This window comes from Rhizobium sp. Root1212, assembly GCF_001424985.1.
GTDB lineage: Bacteria > Pseudomonadota > Alphaproteobacteria > Rhizobiales > Rhizobiaceae > Pararhizobium.
This window is the reverse complement of sequence record NZ_LMDA01000025.1, coordinates 142,668-159,155: the sequence shown is the minus strand read 5'-3', so window position 1 is coordinate 159,155 and position 16,488 is coordinate 142,668. Positions and strand designations below refer to the sequence as shown.

Here is a 16,488-nt window from a genome sequence, read left to right as displayed (position 1 = left end):
CTGCGCTACGCCTTAAATCTGAATGGATACGAAGGCTAAAATATGTAGAGATTCAGAGTGTTATTGCATCCTTACGCTTCCAGCGGGGGTGTTTGGGGCGGAAAGCGGCGGCAGGGACTGCCAGAAGTGCGGAGAAAGATATGTGCGGTATCGTGGGCATCGTCGGTGATCGGCCGGTAGCCGAGCGGCTTGTGGATGCGCTGAAGCGGCTCGAATATCGCGGCTATGATTCCGCTGGCGTCGCCACTATCCGCGACGGCAAGCTGGAGCGCCGAAGGGCGGAAGGCAAGCTCTTCAATCTCGAAACCAAACTTCATGCCGAACCGCTTGCGGGTGATATCGGCATCGCCCATACCCGCTGGGCGACCCACGGTGCGCCGACCGAGACAAACGCCCATCCGCATTTCACCGATGGCGTCGCCGTCGTCCACAACGGCATCATCGAGAACTTTTCCGAGATCAAGGACGAACTGATCGCGGCCGGCGCAAGCTTCAGTACCCAGACGGATACGGAAGTCGTGGCGCAGTTGCTTGCCCGCTATCGCCGCGACGGCATGGAGCCGCGCCAGGCAATGCAGACCATGCTGCAGCGGGTGACAGGCGCCTATGCACTCGCCGTGCTCTTCCATGATCTGCCCGATACGATTATGGCTGCCCGTAGCGGCCCGCCGCTGGCCGTCGGTTATGGCAAGGGCGAGATGTTCCTGGGCTCCGACGCCATTGCGCTCGCCCCCTTCACCAATGAGATTACCTACCTGATCGATGGCGACTGGGCGATCCTCGACCGCAAGGGCGTCGCGATCTTCGATCATGATGGAAATCGCGTTGAACGTCCCAAGCAGGTTTCGGTTGCGGCCGCTTATATGGTCGACAAAGGGAACCATCGCCACTTCATGGAAAAGGAAATCTACCAGCAGCCGGAAGTGATTTCCCACGCACTTGGGCATTATGTCGATCTGATCGAGAACCGTATCAACACGAATGCATTGGCAATCGATTTCGCCTCGGTGCAGAGCCTTGCCCTTTCGGCCTGCGGCACGGCCTATCTCGCCGGCCTGGTCGGCAAATACTGGTTCGAGCGCTACGCCCGCCTGCCGGTGGAAGCCGATGTCGCCTCTGAATTCCGCTACCGCGATATCCCGCTGTCCAAGAATGCCGCCGCGCTTTTCATCTCCCAGTCCGGCGAGACGGCCGATACGCTCGCTTCTCTGCGTTACTGCAAGGATGAGGGGCTGAAGATCGGCGCGGTCGTCAATGTCAGGGAATCGACCATCGCCCGCGAATCCGACGCCGTCTTCCCGATCATGGCCGGGCCGGAGATCGGCGTTGCCTCGACCAAGGCCTTTACCTGCCAGCTTTCGGTTCTGGCCGCACTCGCCATCGGCGCCGGACGGGCGCGCGGCACGATCTCGCAGCTGGAGGAAAACCGGCTGGTCCGCCATCTCGCGGAAATGCCGCGCATCATGTCCAAGGTGCTGAACACCATCCAGCCGAAGATGGAGAGCCTGGCGCGTGAACTGTCGAAATGCAGCGACGTGCTTTATCTCGGCCGCGGCACCAGCTTCCCGCTCGCCATGGAAGGCGCGCTGAAGCTCAAGGAAATCTCCTATATCCACGCGGAAGGCTATGCCGCCGGCGAGTTGAAACACGGCCCGATCGCGCTGATCGACGAAAACATGCCGGTCATCGTCATCGCCCCACATGACCGCTTCTTCGAAAAGACGGTCTCGAACATGCAGGAAGTCGCCGCCCGTGGCGGCCGGATCATCTTCATCACCGACGAGAAGGGGGCAGCCGCTTCCAAGCTCGAAACGATGAGCACCATCGTCTTGCCGAATGTCGACGAGATCATCGCGCCGATGATCTTCTCACTGCCGATCCAGCTGCTTGCTTATCACACGGCCGTCTTCATGGGCACCGACGTCGACCAGCCGCGAAATCTGGCAAAATCGGTCACCGTCGAATGATCGTTCGAGCGGAGGAGGATGAAGATCGGGCGGCAATCCACGCCTTGACCGGAGCCGCCTTCGACGGCCATCCCCACAGCGATGGCAGCGAGCCTGCCATCATCGAGCGCCTGCGGCAGGCGGGCGTTCTTTCGGCCTCCTTCGTTGCCGAGGAAGATGGTGCGGTGATCGGCCATATCGCCTTTTCCCCGGTCGGGATCGAGAACGGGGCCGAGGGCTGGTTCGGGCTCGGCCCGATCTCGGTTCTGCCCGCATGGCAGGGCAGGGGAATCGGCTCGTCCCTTACGAAAAAGGGCCTCGACTGGTTCAAGGAAACCGGCGCTGCCGGCTGCGTCCTGGCTGGCGATCCGCATTTTTACGAACGTTTTGGTTTCCGCGCCGATGCGGCTCTGACACTCCAGGATTGTGCGCCGCAATATTTTCTGGCCTTGCCCTTGTCCTCGGCCCCGGCCTTCGGCATGGTGACGTATCACCCGGCCTTTTATGGCGGTAGCGAAAGAGCATGACGGACAAGCCGGCCCGCGGATTTCTGGCAACCCGGTTGCGGAATTATTTCCTGACCGGCCTGATCATCTGCGCGCCGCTGGCGATCACCGCCTGGATCAGCTGGTCGTCTATCTTGTGGGCCGACAGCTGGGTCAAGCCCTATCTACCCTTCGACTACAATCCCGATAATTTCCTGCCCTTTCGGGTCCCCGGCTTCGGGCTGTTGACGGCGCTGGTGCTGATCACGCTGGTCGGCTTTTTTGCAGCAAACCTGATCGGCCGCAGCATCGTCAATTTCGGCGAGTCGCTGCTGGCGCGAACACCGCTCGTCCGCACCATCTACAAGGGCCTGAAGCAGCTCTTCCAGACGGTGCTGGAAGAGCGCTCCAACTCCTTCAAGAAGGCCGGGCTGATCGAATATCCGAGCCCCGGCCTCTGGTCGCTGGTCTTCGTCGCAACCGATGCCAGGGGCGAGCTTGCGGTCAAATTCCGCGACCGCGGCCTCGATATGGTGGCGGTCTTCCTGCCGCCGACGCCGGTTCCGACCGCGGGTTTCCTGATCTTCGTGCCGCGGGAGAAGATCGTGCTGCTCGACATGAGCGCCGAGGATGCGGCGAAGATGCTGATTTCCGGCGGCCTCGTCGTGCCGGAACAATTGCCGGCAGCGCTGCAGCCGCAGGCGGAAGCAAAGCCGCGCCGCTTCCTCAACCGGCCCTGAGGAAGCGGATCGCCTCGTCGCGGCGATAGAGATAGAGCAGGGTGCGCAACGCCTCTCCCCGTTCCGACATCAATTCGGGGTCCTTTTCCAGAACATAGGCCGCGTCCTTTCGCGCGATCTCCAGCAGGTCGCCATGCGCTTCAAGGCTGGCGATACGGAAACCGGGCGTGCCGGACTGGCGCGTCCCCAAAAGTTCGCCTTCACCGCGCAGTCTCAGGTCTTCCTCCGCGATAACGAAACCGTCCTCCGTATCCCGCAGGATGGAAAGGCGGGCGCGGCCGTTTTCGCTGAGCGGCCCCTTGTAAAGCAGGATGCAGGTCGAAGCCTCGTCGCCGCGCCCGACGCGGCCGCGCAACTGGTGCAGCTGCGCCAGCCCGAAGCGTTCGGCATGTTCGATGACCATGATCGTCGCATCCGGCACATCGACGCCGACTTCGACCACCGTCGTCGCCACCAGAACCCGAAACTCGCCATTTTTGAAGGCGAGCATGACGGCATCTTTCTCCGCGCCGTTCATGCGTCCATGCACAAGGCCGATATGCGGCCCGAGGCTGCTTTTCAGAATCTGGAACCGCTCATCGACCGACATCAGAGCGGAATTTTCCGATTCCTCGACCAGTGGGCAGATCCAGTAGGCCTTCTTGCCCTCGGCGATGGCCGAGCGGAGCCGGTCGATGATATCGCCGGTGCGCTCGCCGGGAATCGTCACCGTCTGGATCGGCTTGCGGCCTGCGGGCTTTTCCGTGAGCTTGGAGACATCCATATCCCCGAAAGCGGCAAGCACCAGCGTTCGAGGAATGGGGGTTGCCGTCATGACAAGCATATGCGGCGAAATCCCCTTGGCCGTCAGCCGCAAGCGTTGGTGCACGCCGAAGCGGTGCTGCTCGTCCACCACAGCCAACAGCAGGTTCTTGTAGCTGACGCTATCCTGAAACAGCGCGTGGGTACCGATGACGATGTCGGTCTCGCCGGAGGCGATGCGCTCCTCGATGGCACTCCGCTCGCGCCCCTTGGTGCGGCCGGTCAAGACATCGATCGTCAGGCCTGCAGGCGCCGCCATCTTCGATAACGTCGCGAAATGCTGACGCGCAAGAATCTCCGTCGGCGCCATCAGCACCGCCTGGCCGCCCGATTCGACTGCCGCCAGCATCGACATCAACGCCACCGCCGTCTTGCCCGAGCCGACATCGCCCTGCAGCAACCGAAGCATGCGTTCGTCTCCGGCCATGTCGGCGAGGATATCGGCAACAGCCGCCGTCTGGCTGCCCGTCAGCGAAAAGGGCAGGGCATCGAGCACTGGACGGCTGAGGCGCCCCGTGGCGTGAACCGGTGTGCCTGCAACTTTCCGCAGCCGCTGGCGCACCAAAGCCAGCGAAAGCTGCCCGGCGAGGAATTCGTCATAGGCAAGCCGCCGGCGAGCAGGCGCTTGCGGGTCGAGATCGGTCGCATCCCGCGGCTCGTGGAGCTGGAGAAAAGCCTCCTGCGCCGAGGCAAAGCCCTGCTTCGTCATCAGCGCATCGTCAAGCCATTCCGGCAAGGCGGGCACGCGCTGCAGCGCTGCTTCGATCTGCTTGCGCAGCAGCCGGGCGGAAAGGCCGGCGGTGAGGCTGTAGACCGGCTCGACCAAAGGCAGGTTGCCGGCCTCGGCCTCGCGCACCATGTAATCCGGATGCACCATCGATGGACGGCCGTTGAACCAATCCACCTTGCCGCTGACGATGACGGTCTCGTCGACCGGCAACGCCTTTTCCAGCCAGTTTCCCTTGACGCGGAAGAAGGTCAGCGCCAGCTCGCCGGTATCGTCGTGCAGGAATACGCGGTAGGGATTGTTGTTTCGCCCCGGTGGCGGCGGCTGGTGGCGATCGACCCGCGCCTTGATCGTGACGATCGCGCCCTGTGGCGCATTGGCGATCCCTGGCTGCTGGCGGCGGTCGATCAGGCCGTAGGGCGCATGGAAGACGAGATCGACGACCCGGCAATCCTCGATGCTCTCGCGGCCGAGCAGGCGGGCATAAAGTTCGCCGGCCTTCGGGCCAATGCCGGAAAGCGTATCGAGCGGCGCAAACAGGGGATCGAGCAGAAGAGGTCGCATGGCCGGAGACTGAAACGAGGAATCGGGCTTTGGCAAGGCTGACAATCGGCTTTTCAGTGTTTATAGAGCCTGACGGAACCGCTGGCGCAGCTTCACGCTTCAAGGATGCCCGCCGCAGGAAGGATTTAAGGCTCATGACTGGCATTTCGCGCACCAGCGCCGATCTCGATCCGCGCCGCCGCCGCATTCTCTATCGCTGCTGGCACCGCGGCATCCGCGAGATGGATCTGGTTTTCGGCCAGTTTGCCGAAGCCGAGATCGCAGCACTTCCCGATGAGGCGCTGGACGAGCTGGAAACGATCATGGCCGAGGAAGACAACGACCTCGTCAAATGGATTACGGGCGAAAAGCCGGTGCCCGAGCAATATCGCACGCCCCTGTTCGAGCGCATCGCCTCCTACCGCCCGGATTTCGAAGAGAGCCATCCCGATAGGAAGGGCTGATGTCTATCGTCGCAGGTTTTGATCCCAGAAAAATCACCAACGCCACGCGGGAGCTGACCATCGGTCCCGTTCCCTCGGGCGTCGAACCGCTGCTGCTTGCCGAAATGGTGCGGGAAAACGGCCCGGTCGCCTATATCCTGTCCGATGGCCAGCGCATCGGCGATCTCGAGCAGATGCTCGGCTTCGCCGCACCCGATATCCCCGTCCTGACCCTGCCGGGCTGGGATTGCCTGCCTTACGACCGCGTTTCTCCGAGCGCCGATATCTCCGCCCGCCGCCTGACCGCGCTGAGCGGCCTCGTCGCCCATGCGAAAAAGCCGCATCCGGCCATCGTGCTGATCACCGTCAATGCCGCGCTGCAGAAGATGGCGCCGCAATCGGTCATCGACAGCCTCGGCTTCTCCGCCCGGCCCGGCAATACCGTGCGTATGGACGATATCGCCGCACGGCTGGAGCGAAACGGTTTCGACCGCGTGCCGACAGTGCGCGAAGTCGGCGAATTCGCCGTGCGCGGCGGCATTCTCGATGTCTTCGTGCCCGGCAGCGAGCAGCCGGTGCGCCTCGATTTCTTCGGCGATACGCTGGAATCGATCCGTTCCTTCGATCCAGCAAGCCAGCGCACGACGGGCCAGGCCCGCTCGCTCGACCTGAACCCGATGAGCGAGGTCTCTCTGGCACCGGAGACGATCAGCCATTTCCGCACCGGCTATCTCTCGCTCTTCGGCGCGGCAACCCGCGACGACGCGCTCTATCAGGCCGTTTCGGAAGGCCGGCGCTACGCCGGTATGGAGCATTGGCTGCCGCTGTTCTATGACGGGCTGGAAACGGTCTTCGACTATCTCAACGGCTTCCGCATCGTCACCGACCATGTTGCCCGCGAAGCGGCGGCCGAGCGCAGCAAGCTGATCCACGATTATTACGAGGCCCGGCAAGAATCGGCGACGCCGAGCAAGACCGCAATCTCGCAGGGAACGCCCTACAAGCCGATCCCCCCGGAAATGCTCTATCTCAACGCCGAAAGCTTCAATGCGGCGCTCGTCTCGCGGCAGGCCGTGCGGCTTTCCCCCTTCGTCGAGCATGAGGGCGAAGCCCGGCAGGTCATCACCATTGACGCGCGGCTCGGCGTGCGCTGGGCGAAGAACGCCACCGAGGCCACCCCGGATAACGAGCGGGTCAACGTTTTCGATCAGGCGGTGAAATACATCGCCGACCGCCGCTCCAAGGGCGCGAAGGTGCTGATCTCTGCCTGGTCCGAAGGCTCGCTCGATCGCCTGCTACAGGTGCTGTCCGAGCATGGTCTCGGCAATATCCAGCCTGTCGCCAAAATGGCCGATGTCATTCGTCTGAGGCAGGGCGAAGCGGCGTCCACCGTTCTCAACCTCGAAAGCGGTTTTGAGACGGGCAATCTCGTCGTCATCGGGGAGCAGGACATTCTCGGCGACCGCATGGTGCGCCGTTCCAAGCGCCGCCGCCGGGGCGCCGATTTCATCGCCGAAGTCGCGGGTCTCGACGAAGGCAGCATCGTCGTCCATGCCGAGCATGGCATCGGCCGCTTCGTCGGCCTTCGCACCATCGAGGCGGCCGGCGCGCCGCATGCCTGTCTCGAACTCGTCTATGCGGATGACGCCAAGCTGTTCCTGCCAGTCGAAAACATCGACCTGCTGTCGCGCTATGGCTCGGAAGGCACGGACGCGATCCTCGATAAGCTCGGCGGTGTCGCCTGGCAGGCGCGCAAGGCCAAGCTCAAGAAGCGCCTGCTCGATATGGCCGGTGGCCTCATCCGCATCGCCGCCGAGCGCCTGACGCGCCGCGCACCGGTGCTGACGACGCCGGAAGGCCTGTACGACGAATTTGCCGCCCGCTTCCCCTATGACGAGACCGAAGACCAGATGACCTCGATCGAAGCCGTCCGCGACGATCTCGGCGCGGGGCGGCCGATGGACCGCCTCGTCTGCGGCGACGTCGGCTTCGGCAAGACGGAGGTGGCGCTGCGGGCGGCCTTTATCGCCGCCATGAACGGGGTACAGGTCGCCGTCGTCGTGCCGACGACGCTGCTCGCCCGCCAGCATTTCAAATCCTTCTCGGAGCGTTTCCGCGGGCTTCCAGTGCGGGTGGCGCAGGCCTCGCGCCTCGTCGGCTCCAAGGAACTGGCGCTGACCAAGAAGGAAGTGGCCGACGGCAAAACCGATATCGTCGTCGGTACCCATGCGCTGCTCGGCAGCTCGATCAGCTTCGCCAATCTCGGCCTGTTGATCATCGACGAGGAGCAGCATTTCGGCGTTAAGCACAAGGAGCGGCTGAAGGAGCTGAAGTCCGACGTGCACGTGTTGACCCTTTCGGCAACGCCGATCCCGCGCACGCTGCAGCTCGCCTTGACGGGCGTGCGCGAGCTGTCGCTGATCACCACGCCGCCGGTCGATCGCATGGCAGTGCGCACTTTCATCTCGCCCTTCGATGCGCTGGTAATCCGCGAAACGCTGATGCGTGAGCATTACCGTGGCGGCCAGAGTTTCTATGTCTGCCCGCGTCTCAGCGATCTCTCGGAAATCCACGAATTCCTTCAATCGAGCGTGCCGGAACTCAAGGTCGCCGTCGCCCATGGCCAGATGCCGGCAACGGAACTCGAAGACATCATGAACGCCTTCTATGAAGGGCGTTACGACGTGCTGCTCTCGACCACGATCGTCGAATCGGGTCTCGACGTGCCGACCGCCAACACGCTGATCGTGCACCGCGCCGATATGTTCGGCCTGGCCCAGCTTTACCAGTTGCGCGGCCGCGTCGGTCGTTCGAAGGTGCGGGCCTTTGCGCTGTTCACGCTGCCGGTCAACAAGAAGCTGACCGGGACCGCGGAGCGCCGCCTCAAGGTGCTGCAATCGCTCGATACGCTCGGTGCCGGCTTCCAGCTTGCCAGCCACGATCTCGACATCCGCGGCGCCGGCAACCTGCTCGGCGACGAGCAATCCGGCCATATCAAGGAAGTCGGTTTCGAGCTTTACCAGCAGATGCTGGAGGAGGCGGTGGCGGAGTTGAAGGGCGAGGAAGAGATCATCGACACCGGCTGGTCGCCGCAGATTTCCGTTGGCACGCCGGTCATGATCCCCGACGAATACGTGCCTGACTTGCATCTGCGGCTTGGCCTCTATCGCCGACTTGGCGAGATCACCGATCTCCAGGAAATCGATGCCTTCGGCGCGGAACTGATCGACCGCTTCGGGCCGTTGCCGCTCGAAGTGCAGCATCTTCTGAAGATCGTCTACATCAAGTCGCTCTGCCGCACCGCCAATGTGGAAAAACTGGATGCCGGCCCGAAGGGCGTCGTCGTGCAGTTCCGCAATAAGGAATTCCCGAACCCGGCAGCGCTTGTCGGCTATATCGGCAAGCAGGGCACGCTGGCGAAGATCAGGCCCGACCAAAGCCTGTTCCTGCAGCGCGACTTCCCGACGCCGGAAAAGCGCCTTTCCGGCGCGGCAGTCGTGATGACGCAACTGGCTGCGCTGGCCAGGGAGACCTGACCTCCTTCGTCATAGTCCTCGGCTTCGTGCCGAGGATCTTCCAGCCTCTCCGCAAAAATGGAGAGGCCGGCAGATGGTCGGGACAAGCCCGACCATTACGAAGGAGGGCGTTGAGGGTAGGCGGCGTTGACCGCCAGCTGCCGGCTCAATTGACCTGCTTCGGGTCCTTCATCGCCGCGATCTCGCGGAAAGCATTGGCGAGCACGTCAACGGGCTGCGCGCCCATGACGGCATACTGGCTGTCGATGATGAAACAGGGCACGCCGCTGACGCCCATGTCGCGCGCCATGCCGATTTCCTCGCCGACGCTGTCCTTGTCCGCATCGGAGGCGAACAGCGCGTCGATGACGGCCGGATCGAGGCCATTTTTCGCAGCGATATCATGTAGCACCGCGCGGTCGCCGACATTGCGGCCATCTTCGAAATAGGCGTGGAAGAGGGCGGAGACGACCTCGTTCTGCCGGCCTTCGGCCGCCGCCCAGCGCAGCAGGCGATGGGCATCGAGCGTGTTCGGGCTGATCTTCACCGCAGCGAAATCGAAGGCGATGCCATCTTCCTTGCCGAGAGCCGTCAGGCGGTCATGTGCCTGCGAGACGGCTGCCGCACCGCCAAGCTTGGCGGCCAGATGCGCCTTGTGATCGACGCCTTCCGGCGGCAGGTCAGGATTGAGCTGGTAGGGACGCCAGTTGACGGTGACAAGCATTTCGCCCGAGACCGCGGCGATCGCCCGGTCCAGCCGTGCCTTGCCGAGATAGCACCAGGGGCACACGACGTCCGATACGACGTCAACGACGATTTGTTCCATGCTGCTTGTTCCTTATCCAGCGTATCCACGCGACATAGGAGATCAGCCAACCGCGTTCAATGCGTTACCTGAAGTATACCGCCCGTTACTGCGCGCTCTGGTCCCACCACGCCGGCAGCTGATAGCCATAGAGCGGCACGGTTTCGGGACGGCCAATGTGCTTGTTGCGAGCCACCCACTGGGCCGAGATGTGATAGAGCGGCACCAGATAGAAGCTCGATACCAGCAGCCGGTCATGCGCGCGCACGGCGGCGGTGAAATCCTCCACCGTGCGGGCCTGCAGGATGTCGTTCACCAGCGTATCGACATCCTTGTCGGCGACGCCGGCGAAGTTGGAGCTGCCCTGCCGGTCGCGCGAAACCGATCCCCAATAGCTCACCTGTTCGATGCCCGGCGAGAGCGAGGAGGGGAAGGATTTGACGATCACGTCGTAATCGAAGGTCTGGCTGCGTTGCTGATACTGCGAATCATCGACGGTGCGGACCGAGACGCCGATGCCGAGCGCCGCGAGGAAGCGCTGATAGGCAAGCGCGACCTTTTCCTGGCCTTCGTTCTGGGTCATGACCTCGAAGGCAAGCGGCATTCCCTTGGCATCGACCATTTTGCCGTCCTTGATCGTATAGCCGGCCTCGCGCAGCAGGGTCACGGCCTCGCGCAGCACGTTTCGATCGCGGCCGGTGGCGTCGGTGACGGGCAGGCGGTAGGTGCCGTCCAGCACCTTCGGATTGATGCGGTTTTTGATATCGCCAAGGAGCCCGAGTTCGCGATCGTCCGCCGGCGTATCGAGGTAGGAGAGACTGGAATTCTGCCAGAAGCTCTGGGTGCGGGTATAGGCGTTGTCGAACAGGTTCTTGTTCACCCATTCGAAATCGAAGGCCATGGCAAGCCCCTGCCGCAGCTTGGCATCGGCAAACACCGGCCGGCGGGTGTTGAACACGAAGCCGAGCATGCCCGACGGCGTCTTCGGCGTGAACTGGTCCTTGACGACCGTACCGGATTTGACGGCCGGGAAATCATAGCTGCGCGCCCATTTGGTCGGGCTGCCTTCGGGGTAAACGTCGATCTCGCCCTTCTTGAAGGCCTCGAACAGCGAATTGTCCTGCAGGAAATATTCGACGGAAATCTCGTCGTAGTTGTCGAAGCCGACCTTGGAGGGCTGGTCCTTACCCCAATAATCCGGATTGCGCTTGTAGATGATGCGCTCGCCGGCCTTCACCTCGGCGACCTGATAAGGGCCGGAGCCCAGCGGAAATTTCAGCGTCGACTGGTCGAAGGTCGCGACATCGGTCGCATGCTTAGGCAGGATCGGCGTCATCGCGATCAACAGCGGAAACTCGCGGTCGGCCTGATCGTTGAAAGTGAAGCGCACACTGTGATCGCCGACCTTTTCCAGCTTCGCCACCTTGGCCATGCGGGTGCTGAAGGGCACGCGGCCTTTGTCGCGGAAAAGCTCGAAGGTGAAGATCACGTCTTCCGGCGTCACCGGCTGGCCGTCAGCCCACTTGGCCTTGGGGTTGAGATTGAACTGGATGAAGCTGCGGTCGTCATCCCATTCGACGGTCTCCGCCAGCAGCGGATAGAGCGCGAAGGGCTCGTCGCGCGATCGCTGCATGAGCGAATCATAGATGAGATTGCCGTATTCCGGGTCGAGCATGCCGCGCGCTGTCGTGCGCATGCTTTTCAGGATGAAAGGATTGAGGCTGTCAAAGGTGCCGACCACGCCATAGGCGATCTTGCCGCCCTTCTTCACGTCCGGGTTCACGTAAGGGAAGTGCTTGAAATCGGCGGGCAGGGCGGGCTGGCCGTGCATGGCGATGCCATGCAGGGGTTCGGCCATCGCCGCGGGGCCTGCCGCAACCGAAGCTGCGAGCGAAAACAAGCCGAAAACCAAAGCGCGCAAAGGTCACCTCCCGCCGCAACATGTCCTGTGATTCCCCGCAAACTAGCATGGAACGGCACATTTCCAATTGCTGCCGGCCAAATTCATGGACGGAGGGACTGGATATCCGGCCGCTTGCATTGTAACAGGTGTGTCCGAAACAGGGGGTCATGCAATTGCCTTATTTTCCCAACAGGAGAGCGGGCGACTGACCACAGACGACGAGCGGCTCCGGATCGCTCGATGACCGCAATTCAGGAGACGGATATCGCTATGATCTTCAAGTCAAACTTCACGAAAAAGGCTGCGCTGGCGGCATTTGCGGGCACCGTTGCCGTGGCGGCGATGCCGGCGGTATCGTCTGCACAGCAGGCAAACGGCGGCCGTCCGCAGGGCTGGTTCAAGGTTTGCACGAAGCAGGAAGACAACGATGTCTGCATCGTCCAGAACCTGCTGACCGCCAATAACGGCCAACTGATCACCGCCGTCGGCCTGATCGACGTCAAGGGCAAGGTCAACCGCAAGATCCTGCAGGTTTCCGTTCCCTCCGCCCGCTTGATTCCCGTCGGCATCCAGATGCAGATCGACGGCGGCAAGGGCGCCAAGCTCGATTACGCCGTCTGCATGCCCGACAAGTGCGTTGCCGAAGTGCCGCTGTCGGATGCTGTTCTGGCCAGCCTGAAGAAGGGCGGAGAGGTGGTGTTCACCTCCGTCAACTTCCAGCGCGCCCCGAACCCGATCAAGCTTTCGCTCGAAGGCTTCACTGGCATTTATGACGGCGAGCCGATCGAGCAGTCGAAGCTCGAAGAGCGTCAGCGCCTGCTGCAGGAAGAAATGCAGAAGAAGGCTGAAGACGCCCGCAAGAAGCTGGAAGAAGCCCAGAAGGCTGCCAAGCAGAACTGATCCTTCGCTATCAGCGACAAAAATAAAGGCCCGGCATTTTGTCCGGGCCTTATACATTGCGAGGCCGGTGTATCGGTTATGATGCACCGGCCTCGTTTGTCATTGGGGCGATCGCAACACCTTTGTGACGATGCGCAAAGCGGTTGGTCCTTCCGGGCCTGAATTTTCGTTCGTAAAAAAGCAGAACCCTTTGCGCATTTCGAGGTTTCGTCGAACCGTTGAGAGAGCTTCGCGCTCGCGTATAAGGGAGACTGGCCTCGTGACCCATACTAGCGCCGACCGGCGGCTATGAGCGGCTTGTCGTCTCGGCCCTGCTGGCCGCACAACTGCCTGTCGCCAAGGTAAATGCCCAGCAGGTCAGGCAGTTTGCCCGCGCCTGTGGCCAGCTCTCCAAGACCGACAGGATCGATGCCTTCGTGCTGGCCGACTATGGCCGGCGCATGGAGACAACGGTTCTGGCGCCGTCCTCGCCCGGACAGGCGGAGCTGGCCGATCTGGTGTCGCGTTACAGGCAGTTGTCGCACATGATCGTGCAGGAGAAGAACCGCCAGGAAAAGCTGGCCCGAAAGGCCGACGGCAGGACGCGGGCATGGATCGAGGAGAGCCTGCATTTTCTGCTGGAACAGCGCCAGTCGGTCGTCGAGGCGATGACCGCCTGCCTGAAGGCGGATGCAACTCTCAAAAGCAGGGCCGATGTGCTGATGTCGTTCAAGGGTATTGGCTTGCGCACAGCCTGTTTCCTGATCGCCGGCCTGCCGGAACTGGGGTTCATGGACGAGGGGCAGGTCGCCAAGCTGGTCGGGGTTGCACCGATCAACCGCGACAGCGGCCTGATGCGTGGCAAGCGGATGATCGCCGGCGGACGAAGGCCCGTCAGGGACGCGCTCTATGTCGCGGCCCTGCCGGCAATCCGCTTCGATCCGGATATGAAGGCGCTCTTCCTACGTCTCAAGGCAAAGGGCAAACCGGGAAAGGTCGCCCTCGTCGCCGTCATGCGAAAGATGATCGTCATCCTCAATGCCAGAATGCGAGACCATCGAGCAACCGTACTTGACGCCTAACACCGTTGCTTTTTTCATGGAATGATTTCGGAAGCCGGCGCGTCAGTGGCGCATCACGGTCTTCGGCTTGTACTGGCCGACGCTCGCCGGATCGAAGAACGCCTGCACCTGGGAGTGGCGCACGGGTGTTCCGCTGTCATCGGAAACAAGGTTCTGTTCCGAGACATAGGCGACGTATTCGGTCTCGTCGTTTTCCGCCAGCAGATGATAGAACGGCTGGTCCTTGGAAGGACGGATTTCGGCAGGGATGGCGTTCCACCATTCTTCCGTGTTGGCATATTCCGGATCGACGTCGAAGACGACGCCGCGGAACGGAAACACGCGGTGGCGGACCACTTGGCCGATCTGAAATTTCGCGTCTCTTTGTTTCAACATGTTCGGTTCCTTTCCACCATATAATGTGGGCGGTTTTTCGCGAACATCAATAGCTTCGCGGCGCATGGCGGTGAGGTTGCCACATCATCCGTTTCAGCGTACCTCATTGTTTCAGGATTTCCGGTGCAGCGGATAAGCATGAACAATCAATGGGGCCGAAACACGCAAACGCCGCGCGGCGGCTCGTCCGCCGGTTTCCTGCTTGCAGCCGTGCTCTGCCTCGTTCTGATCGGCGCCGGTGCCTATGGCTGGTTCGCGCGTGAAAACCTCCGGTCGGAAATTGCCGAACTGACAGCCTCCAATTCCGAACTCTCCGCCAAGCTCGCTAAGACCGAGGCCGACCGAAAAGGGCTGTCCGACGACATCGATGCCCTGAAGCGCAATGCCGGCCAATGGGCGGGCAAGCTCGAACAGGATTATGCCGATCTCCAGCTCAACGAGGTCCCGAAACTCAACCGGCTTCTCGACAAGCGCGACGCGACCATCGCCGCGCTGGAAAAACAGCTCGATGCCTTGAAAGCAAATGCCGCGGCGGACAAGACCCGTCTCGAAGCCGACTTGCAGGCCGCAACGGCCGAGGCTGAAGGCAGCCGGCAAACCATCGGCGACTTGCGGTCCGAAGCCCAGAAGCTGGCTGGAGAGCTGGAGCAACTGAAGGCGCAAAGCGGCGACTTCGGCGATGTGCGCTCGCGTACGGAAACGCTTCTGAAGGCGGCCCAATCGGAGGCCGCGGCCGCGAAGTCGAAACTTGAGGCTTTGAACCAACACGTGCTGGAACTGGAAAAGGCGCTTTCCGCGGAGAAGGCGCGCGCCGCCGCCCTCGAACGGCAGCTTGCCAGGCTTTCCACGCCCGCGGCCGATGAAGCCCAGGAACAGCCGCAGGCCGACAAGCAAACGCCCGTCGACATTGCCCGCAAGCCGCGCGACGATGCCGAAATCTCCGCCTTGCTTGCCGCCCAGCGCGGACTCGGCCGGCTTGATGACGGCAAGCGTCGCCGGCTTCAGAACGAACTTGCCTCCGGCGCCTGCGTGACGGACGCGCTGGAAAGCGTCTTTGACAAGGTGCCGCTGGTCGTGATGCGCGACCTCATGCGAAAACTGAAAAGCGACTGCTGACGCGCCTTGCGCGAACAGATGATGGAGAGCCCGATGTCCTTTCGCCAGCAAGCCCGTATCCTTTTCCTTCTGCTCCTCGTCGGGCTTTTTCCCGCCCATGCCGCCGCCTTCGAGCGCAACATCATGACCGGCGGCCCACAGGGAACCTATATCCGCATCGGTCGCGACATCGCCGGGCTCGGCGAAAGCTGCGGGCTCCCGCTGACCGTGCGCGAAAGCGCCGGTTCGCTGGAAAATTTCGTCGGCGTGCGCAACCGCAAGAACACCCAGTTCGGCATCGTCCAGAGCGATGTGCTGGAATACCTGAAAACCTTCGAGGCCAACGATCCCGAGGTGCAGCAGGCGGTGAGGGGGGTGCGCATCATGTTTCCGCTCTATGACGAGGAAATCCATGTGCTGGCGCGCCGCGACATCGCCGGCCTCAAGGATCTGGCCGGCAAGAAGGTCGCTGTCGGCGTCAAGGACAGCGGCACCTTCCTGACCGCCTCCCTCGTGCTTGACATCCTGCAGGTGAAGCCGACCGAAAAGCTGCCGCTCAATCCCGACGCTGCGCTGCCCAAACTGCTTGCCGGCGAAATCGACGCCTTCTTCTATGTTGCCGGCGCGCCTGCGCCGCTCTTTGCCGGCGATGCCATAGACGGCGCCAGATTCCATCTGCTGCCGATCACCGAAGCGCCGCTGCTGGCGACCTACACGGCCGCCCGTATCGATGCCGGCACCTACGGCTTCCAGAGGGAACCGGTCGACCTGATCGCGGTGAAGGCGGTGATGATGACTTATGATTACGACATCAAACGCAACGCCTATCAGCGCGAAAGCTGCAAGGCCGTGTCGGACTTTTCGAGCCTCATTCTCAACAATCTCGACCGCCTGAAGGAAACCGGTCATCCGAAATGGAAGAGCGTCGACCTGACGGCCCTGCCGCCGGGCTGGCAGGTGGGGATCTGCGTCAAGGCGGGAATGGCGATGGATTACAAGACAGCCTGTGCCGCCCCTGCGCAGAGCGAGCCGGACGCCAATGAGGAATATCTGAACCTGCTCAAGCAACGGCTGAAAAAGCAATAGAACGATTGCCCATGAAAAAGCCCGGCCTCGCAAGAGACCGGGCTTTTTCGTGTCCGGCGCCCC

Annotated in this window: 13 protein-coding genes; 9 read left to right on the top strand and 4 right to left on the bottom strand. The window is 62.1% G+C overall.

Annotated features, from left to right (window positions below; genetic code table 11):
* Positions 1 to 140 precede the first annotated feature (140 nt).
* The 3 genes from glmS to ASC86_RS21945 are packed head-to-tail and all read left to right on the top strand — an operon-like array spanning position 141 to position 3,171.
* Complete coding sequence (gene glmS / locus ASC86_RS21955; protein WP_056326344.1) at positions 141 to 1,967, top strand: glutamine--fructose-6-phosphate transaminase (isomerizing); 1,827 nt, start codon at positions 141 to 143, stop codon at positions 1,965 to 1,967.
* Positions 1,964 to 2,473: an N-acetyltransferase gene (locus ASC86_RS21950; RefSeq protein WP_056326340.1), complete on the top strand. Its 510-nt coding sequence runs from the start codon at positions 1,964 to 1,966 to the stop codon at positions 2,471 to 2,473. Before glmS ends, ASC86_RS21950 begins: the two co-directional genes overlap by 4 nt.
* Complete coding sequence (locus ASC86_RS21945; RefSeq protein ID WP_056326338.1) at positions 2,470 to 3,171, top strand: DUF502 domain-containing protein; 702 nt, start codon at positions 2,470 to 2,472, stop codon at positions 3,169 to 3,171. Before ASC86_RS21950 ends, ASC86_RS21945 begins: the two co-directional genes overlap by 4 nt.
* Here the strand turns inward: ASC86_RS21945 and recG are convergent.
* Positions 3,158 to 5,263, bottom strand: coding sequence for an ATP-dependent DNA helicase RecG (recG, locus tag ASC86_RS21940; RefSeq protein WP_056326571.1), 2,106 nt, complete (start codon positions 5,261 to 5,263; stop codon positions 3,158 to 3,160). The two genes, ASC86_RS21945 and recG, sit on opposite strands and share 14 nt — an antisense overlap.
* Before the next feature lie 134 nt (positions 5,264 to 5,397).
* Here recG and ASC86_RS21935 point away from each other — a divergent pair, with 134 nt between their 5' ends.
* Entirely contained in the window at positions 5,398 to 5,706 is a 309-nt protein-coding gene (locus tag ASC86_RS21935) for a succinate dehydrogenase assembly factor 2 (protein WP_056326335.1), read from the top strand.
* The gene (mfd, locus tag ASC86_RS21930; protein ID WP_056326332.1) at positions 5,706 to 9,221 is read left to right on the top strand and encodes a transcription-repair coupling factor; all 3,516 of its coding nucleotides are present in this window, start codon (positions 5,706 to 5,708) and stop codon (positions 9,219 to 9,221) included. Before ASC86_RS21935 ends, mfd begins: the two co-directional genes overlap by 1 nt.
* Before the next feature lie 145 nt (positions 9,222 to 9,366).
* Here the strand turns inward: mfd and ASC86_RS21925 are convergent, their stop codons facing one another.
* A complete protein-coding gene (locus ASC86_RS21925) occupies positions 9,367 to 10,026 on the bottom strand; it encodes a DsbA family oxidoreductase (RefSeq protein WP_056326329.1) in 660 nt (219 codons plus the stop codon).
* Positions 10,027 to 10,111: 85 nt separating this feature from the next.
* Complete coding sequence (locus ASC86_RS21920) at positions 10,112 to 11,926, bottom strand: extracellular solute-binding protein (protein WP_056326327.1); 1,815 nt, start codon at positions 11,924 to 11,926, stop codon at positions 10,112 to 10,114.
* Positions 11,927 to 12,178: 252 nt separating this feature from the next.
* On the opposite strand from ASC86_RS21920, the gene ASC86_RS21915 reads away from it, so the two are divergent.
* Both ASC86_RS21915 and ASC86_RS21910 read left to right on the top strand, forming a co-directional pair.
* Positions 12,179 to 12,808 carry an invasion associated locus B family protein gene (locus tag ASC86_RS21915; protein WP_056326568.1) on the top strand — a complete coding sequence of 210 codons (630 nt, stop codon included), beginning with the start codon at positions 12,179 to 12,181 and terminating at the stop codon, positions 12,806 to 12,808.
* Positions 12,809 to 13,074: 266 nt separating this feature from the next.
* A complete protein-coding gene (locus ASC86_RS21910) occupies positions 13,075 to 13,869 on the top strand; it encodes an IS110 family transposase (RefSeq protein WP_082510378.1) in 795 nt (264 codons plus the stop codon).
* Positions 13,870 to 13,911: 42 nt separating this feature from the next.
* Here the strand turns inward: ASC86_RS21910 and hspQ are convergent, their stop codons facing one another.
* On the bottom strand, positions 13,912 to 14,241 hold the full coding sequence (hspQ, locus tag ASC86_RS21905) for a heat shock protein HspQ (RefSeq protein ID WP_056326565.1): 330 nt from the start codon (positions 14,239 to 14,241) through the stop codon (positions 13,912 to 13,914).
* Between the two features lie 141 nt (positions 14,242 to 14,382).
* Between hspQ and ASC86_RS21900 the strand changes: the two genes are divergently transcribed.
* Together ASC86_RS21900 and ASC86_RS21895 are read left to right on the top strand one after the other, a co-directional pair.
* A complete protein-coding gene (locus ASC86_RS21900; RefSeq protein ID WP_056326322.1) occupies positions 14,383 to 15,360 on the top strand; it encodes a hypothetical protein in 978 nt (325 codons plus the stop codon).
* A gap of 33 nt (positions 15,361 to 15,393) precedes the next feature.
* On the top strand, positions 15,394 to 16,425 hold the full coding sequence (locus ASC86_RS21895) for a TAXI family TRAP transporter solute-binding subunit (protein WP_056326319.1): 1,032 nt from the start codon (positions 15,394 to 15,396) through the stop codon (positions 16,423 to 16,425).
* Positions 16,426 to 16,488 lie beyond the last annotated feature (63 nt).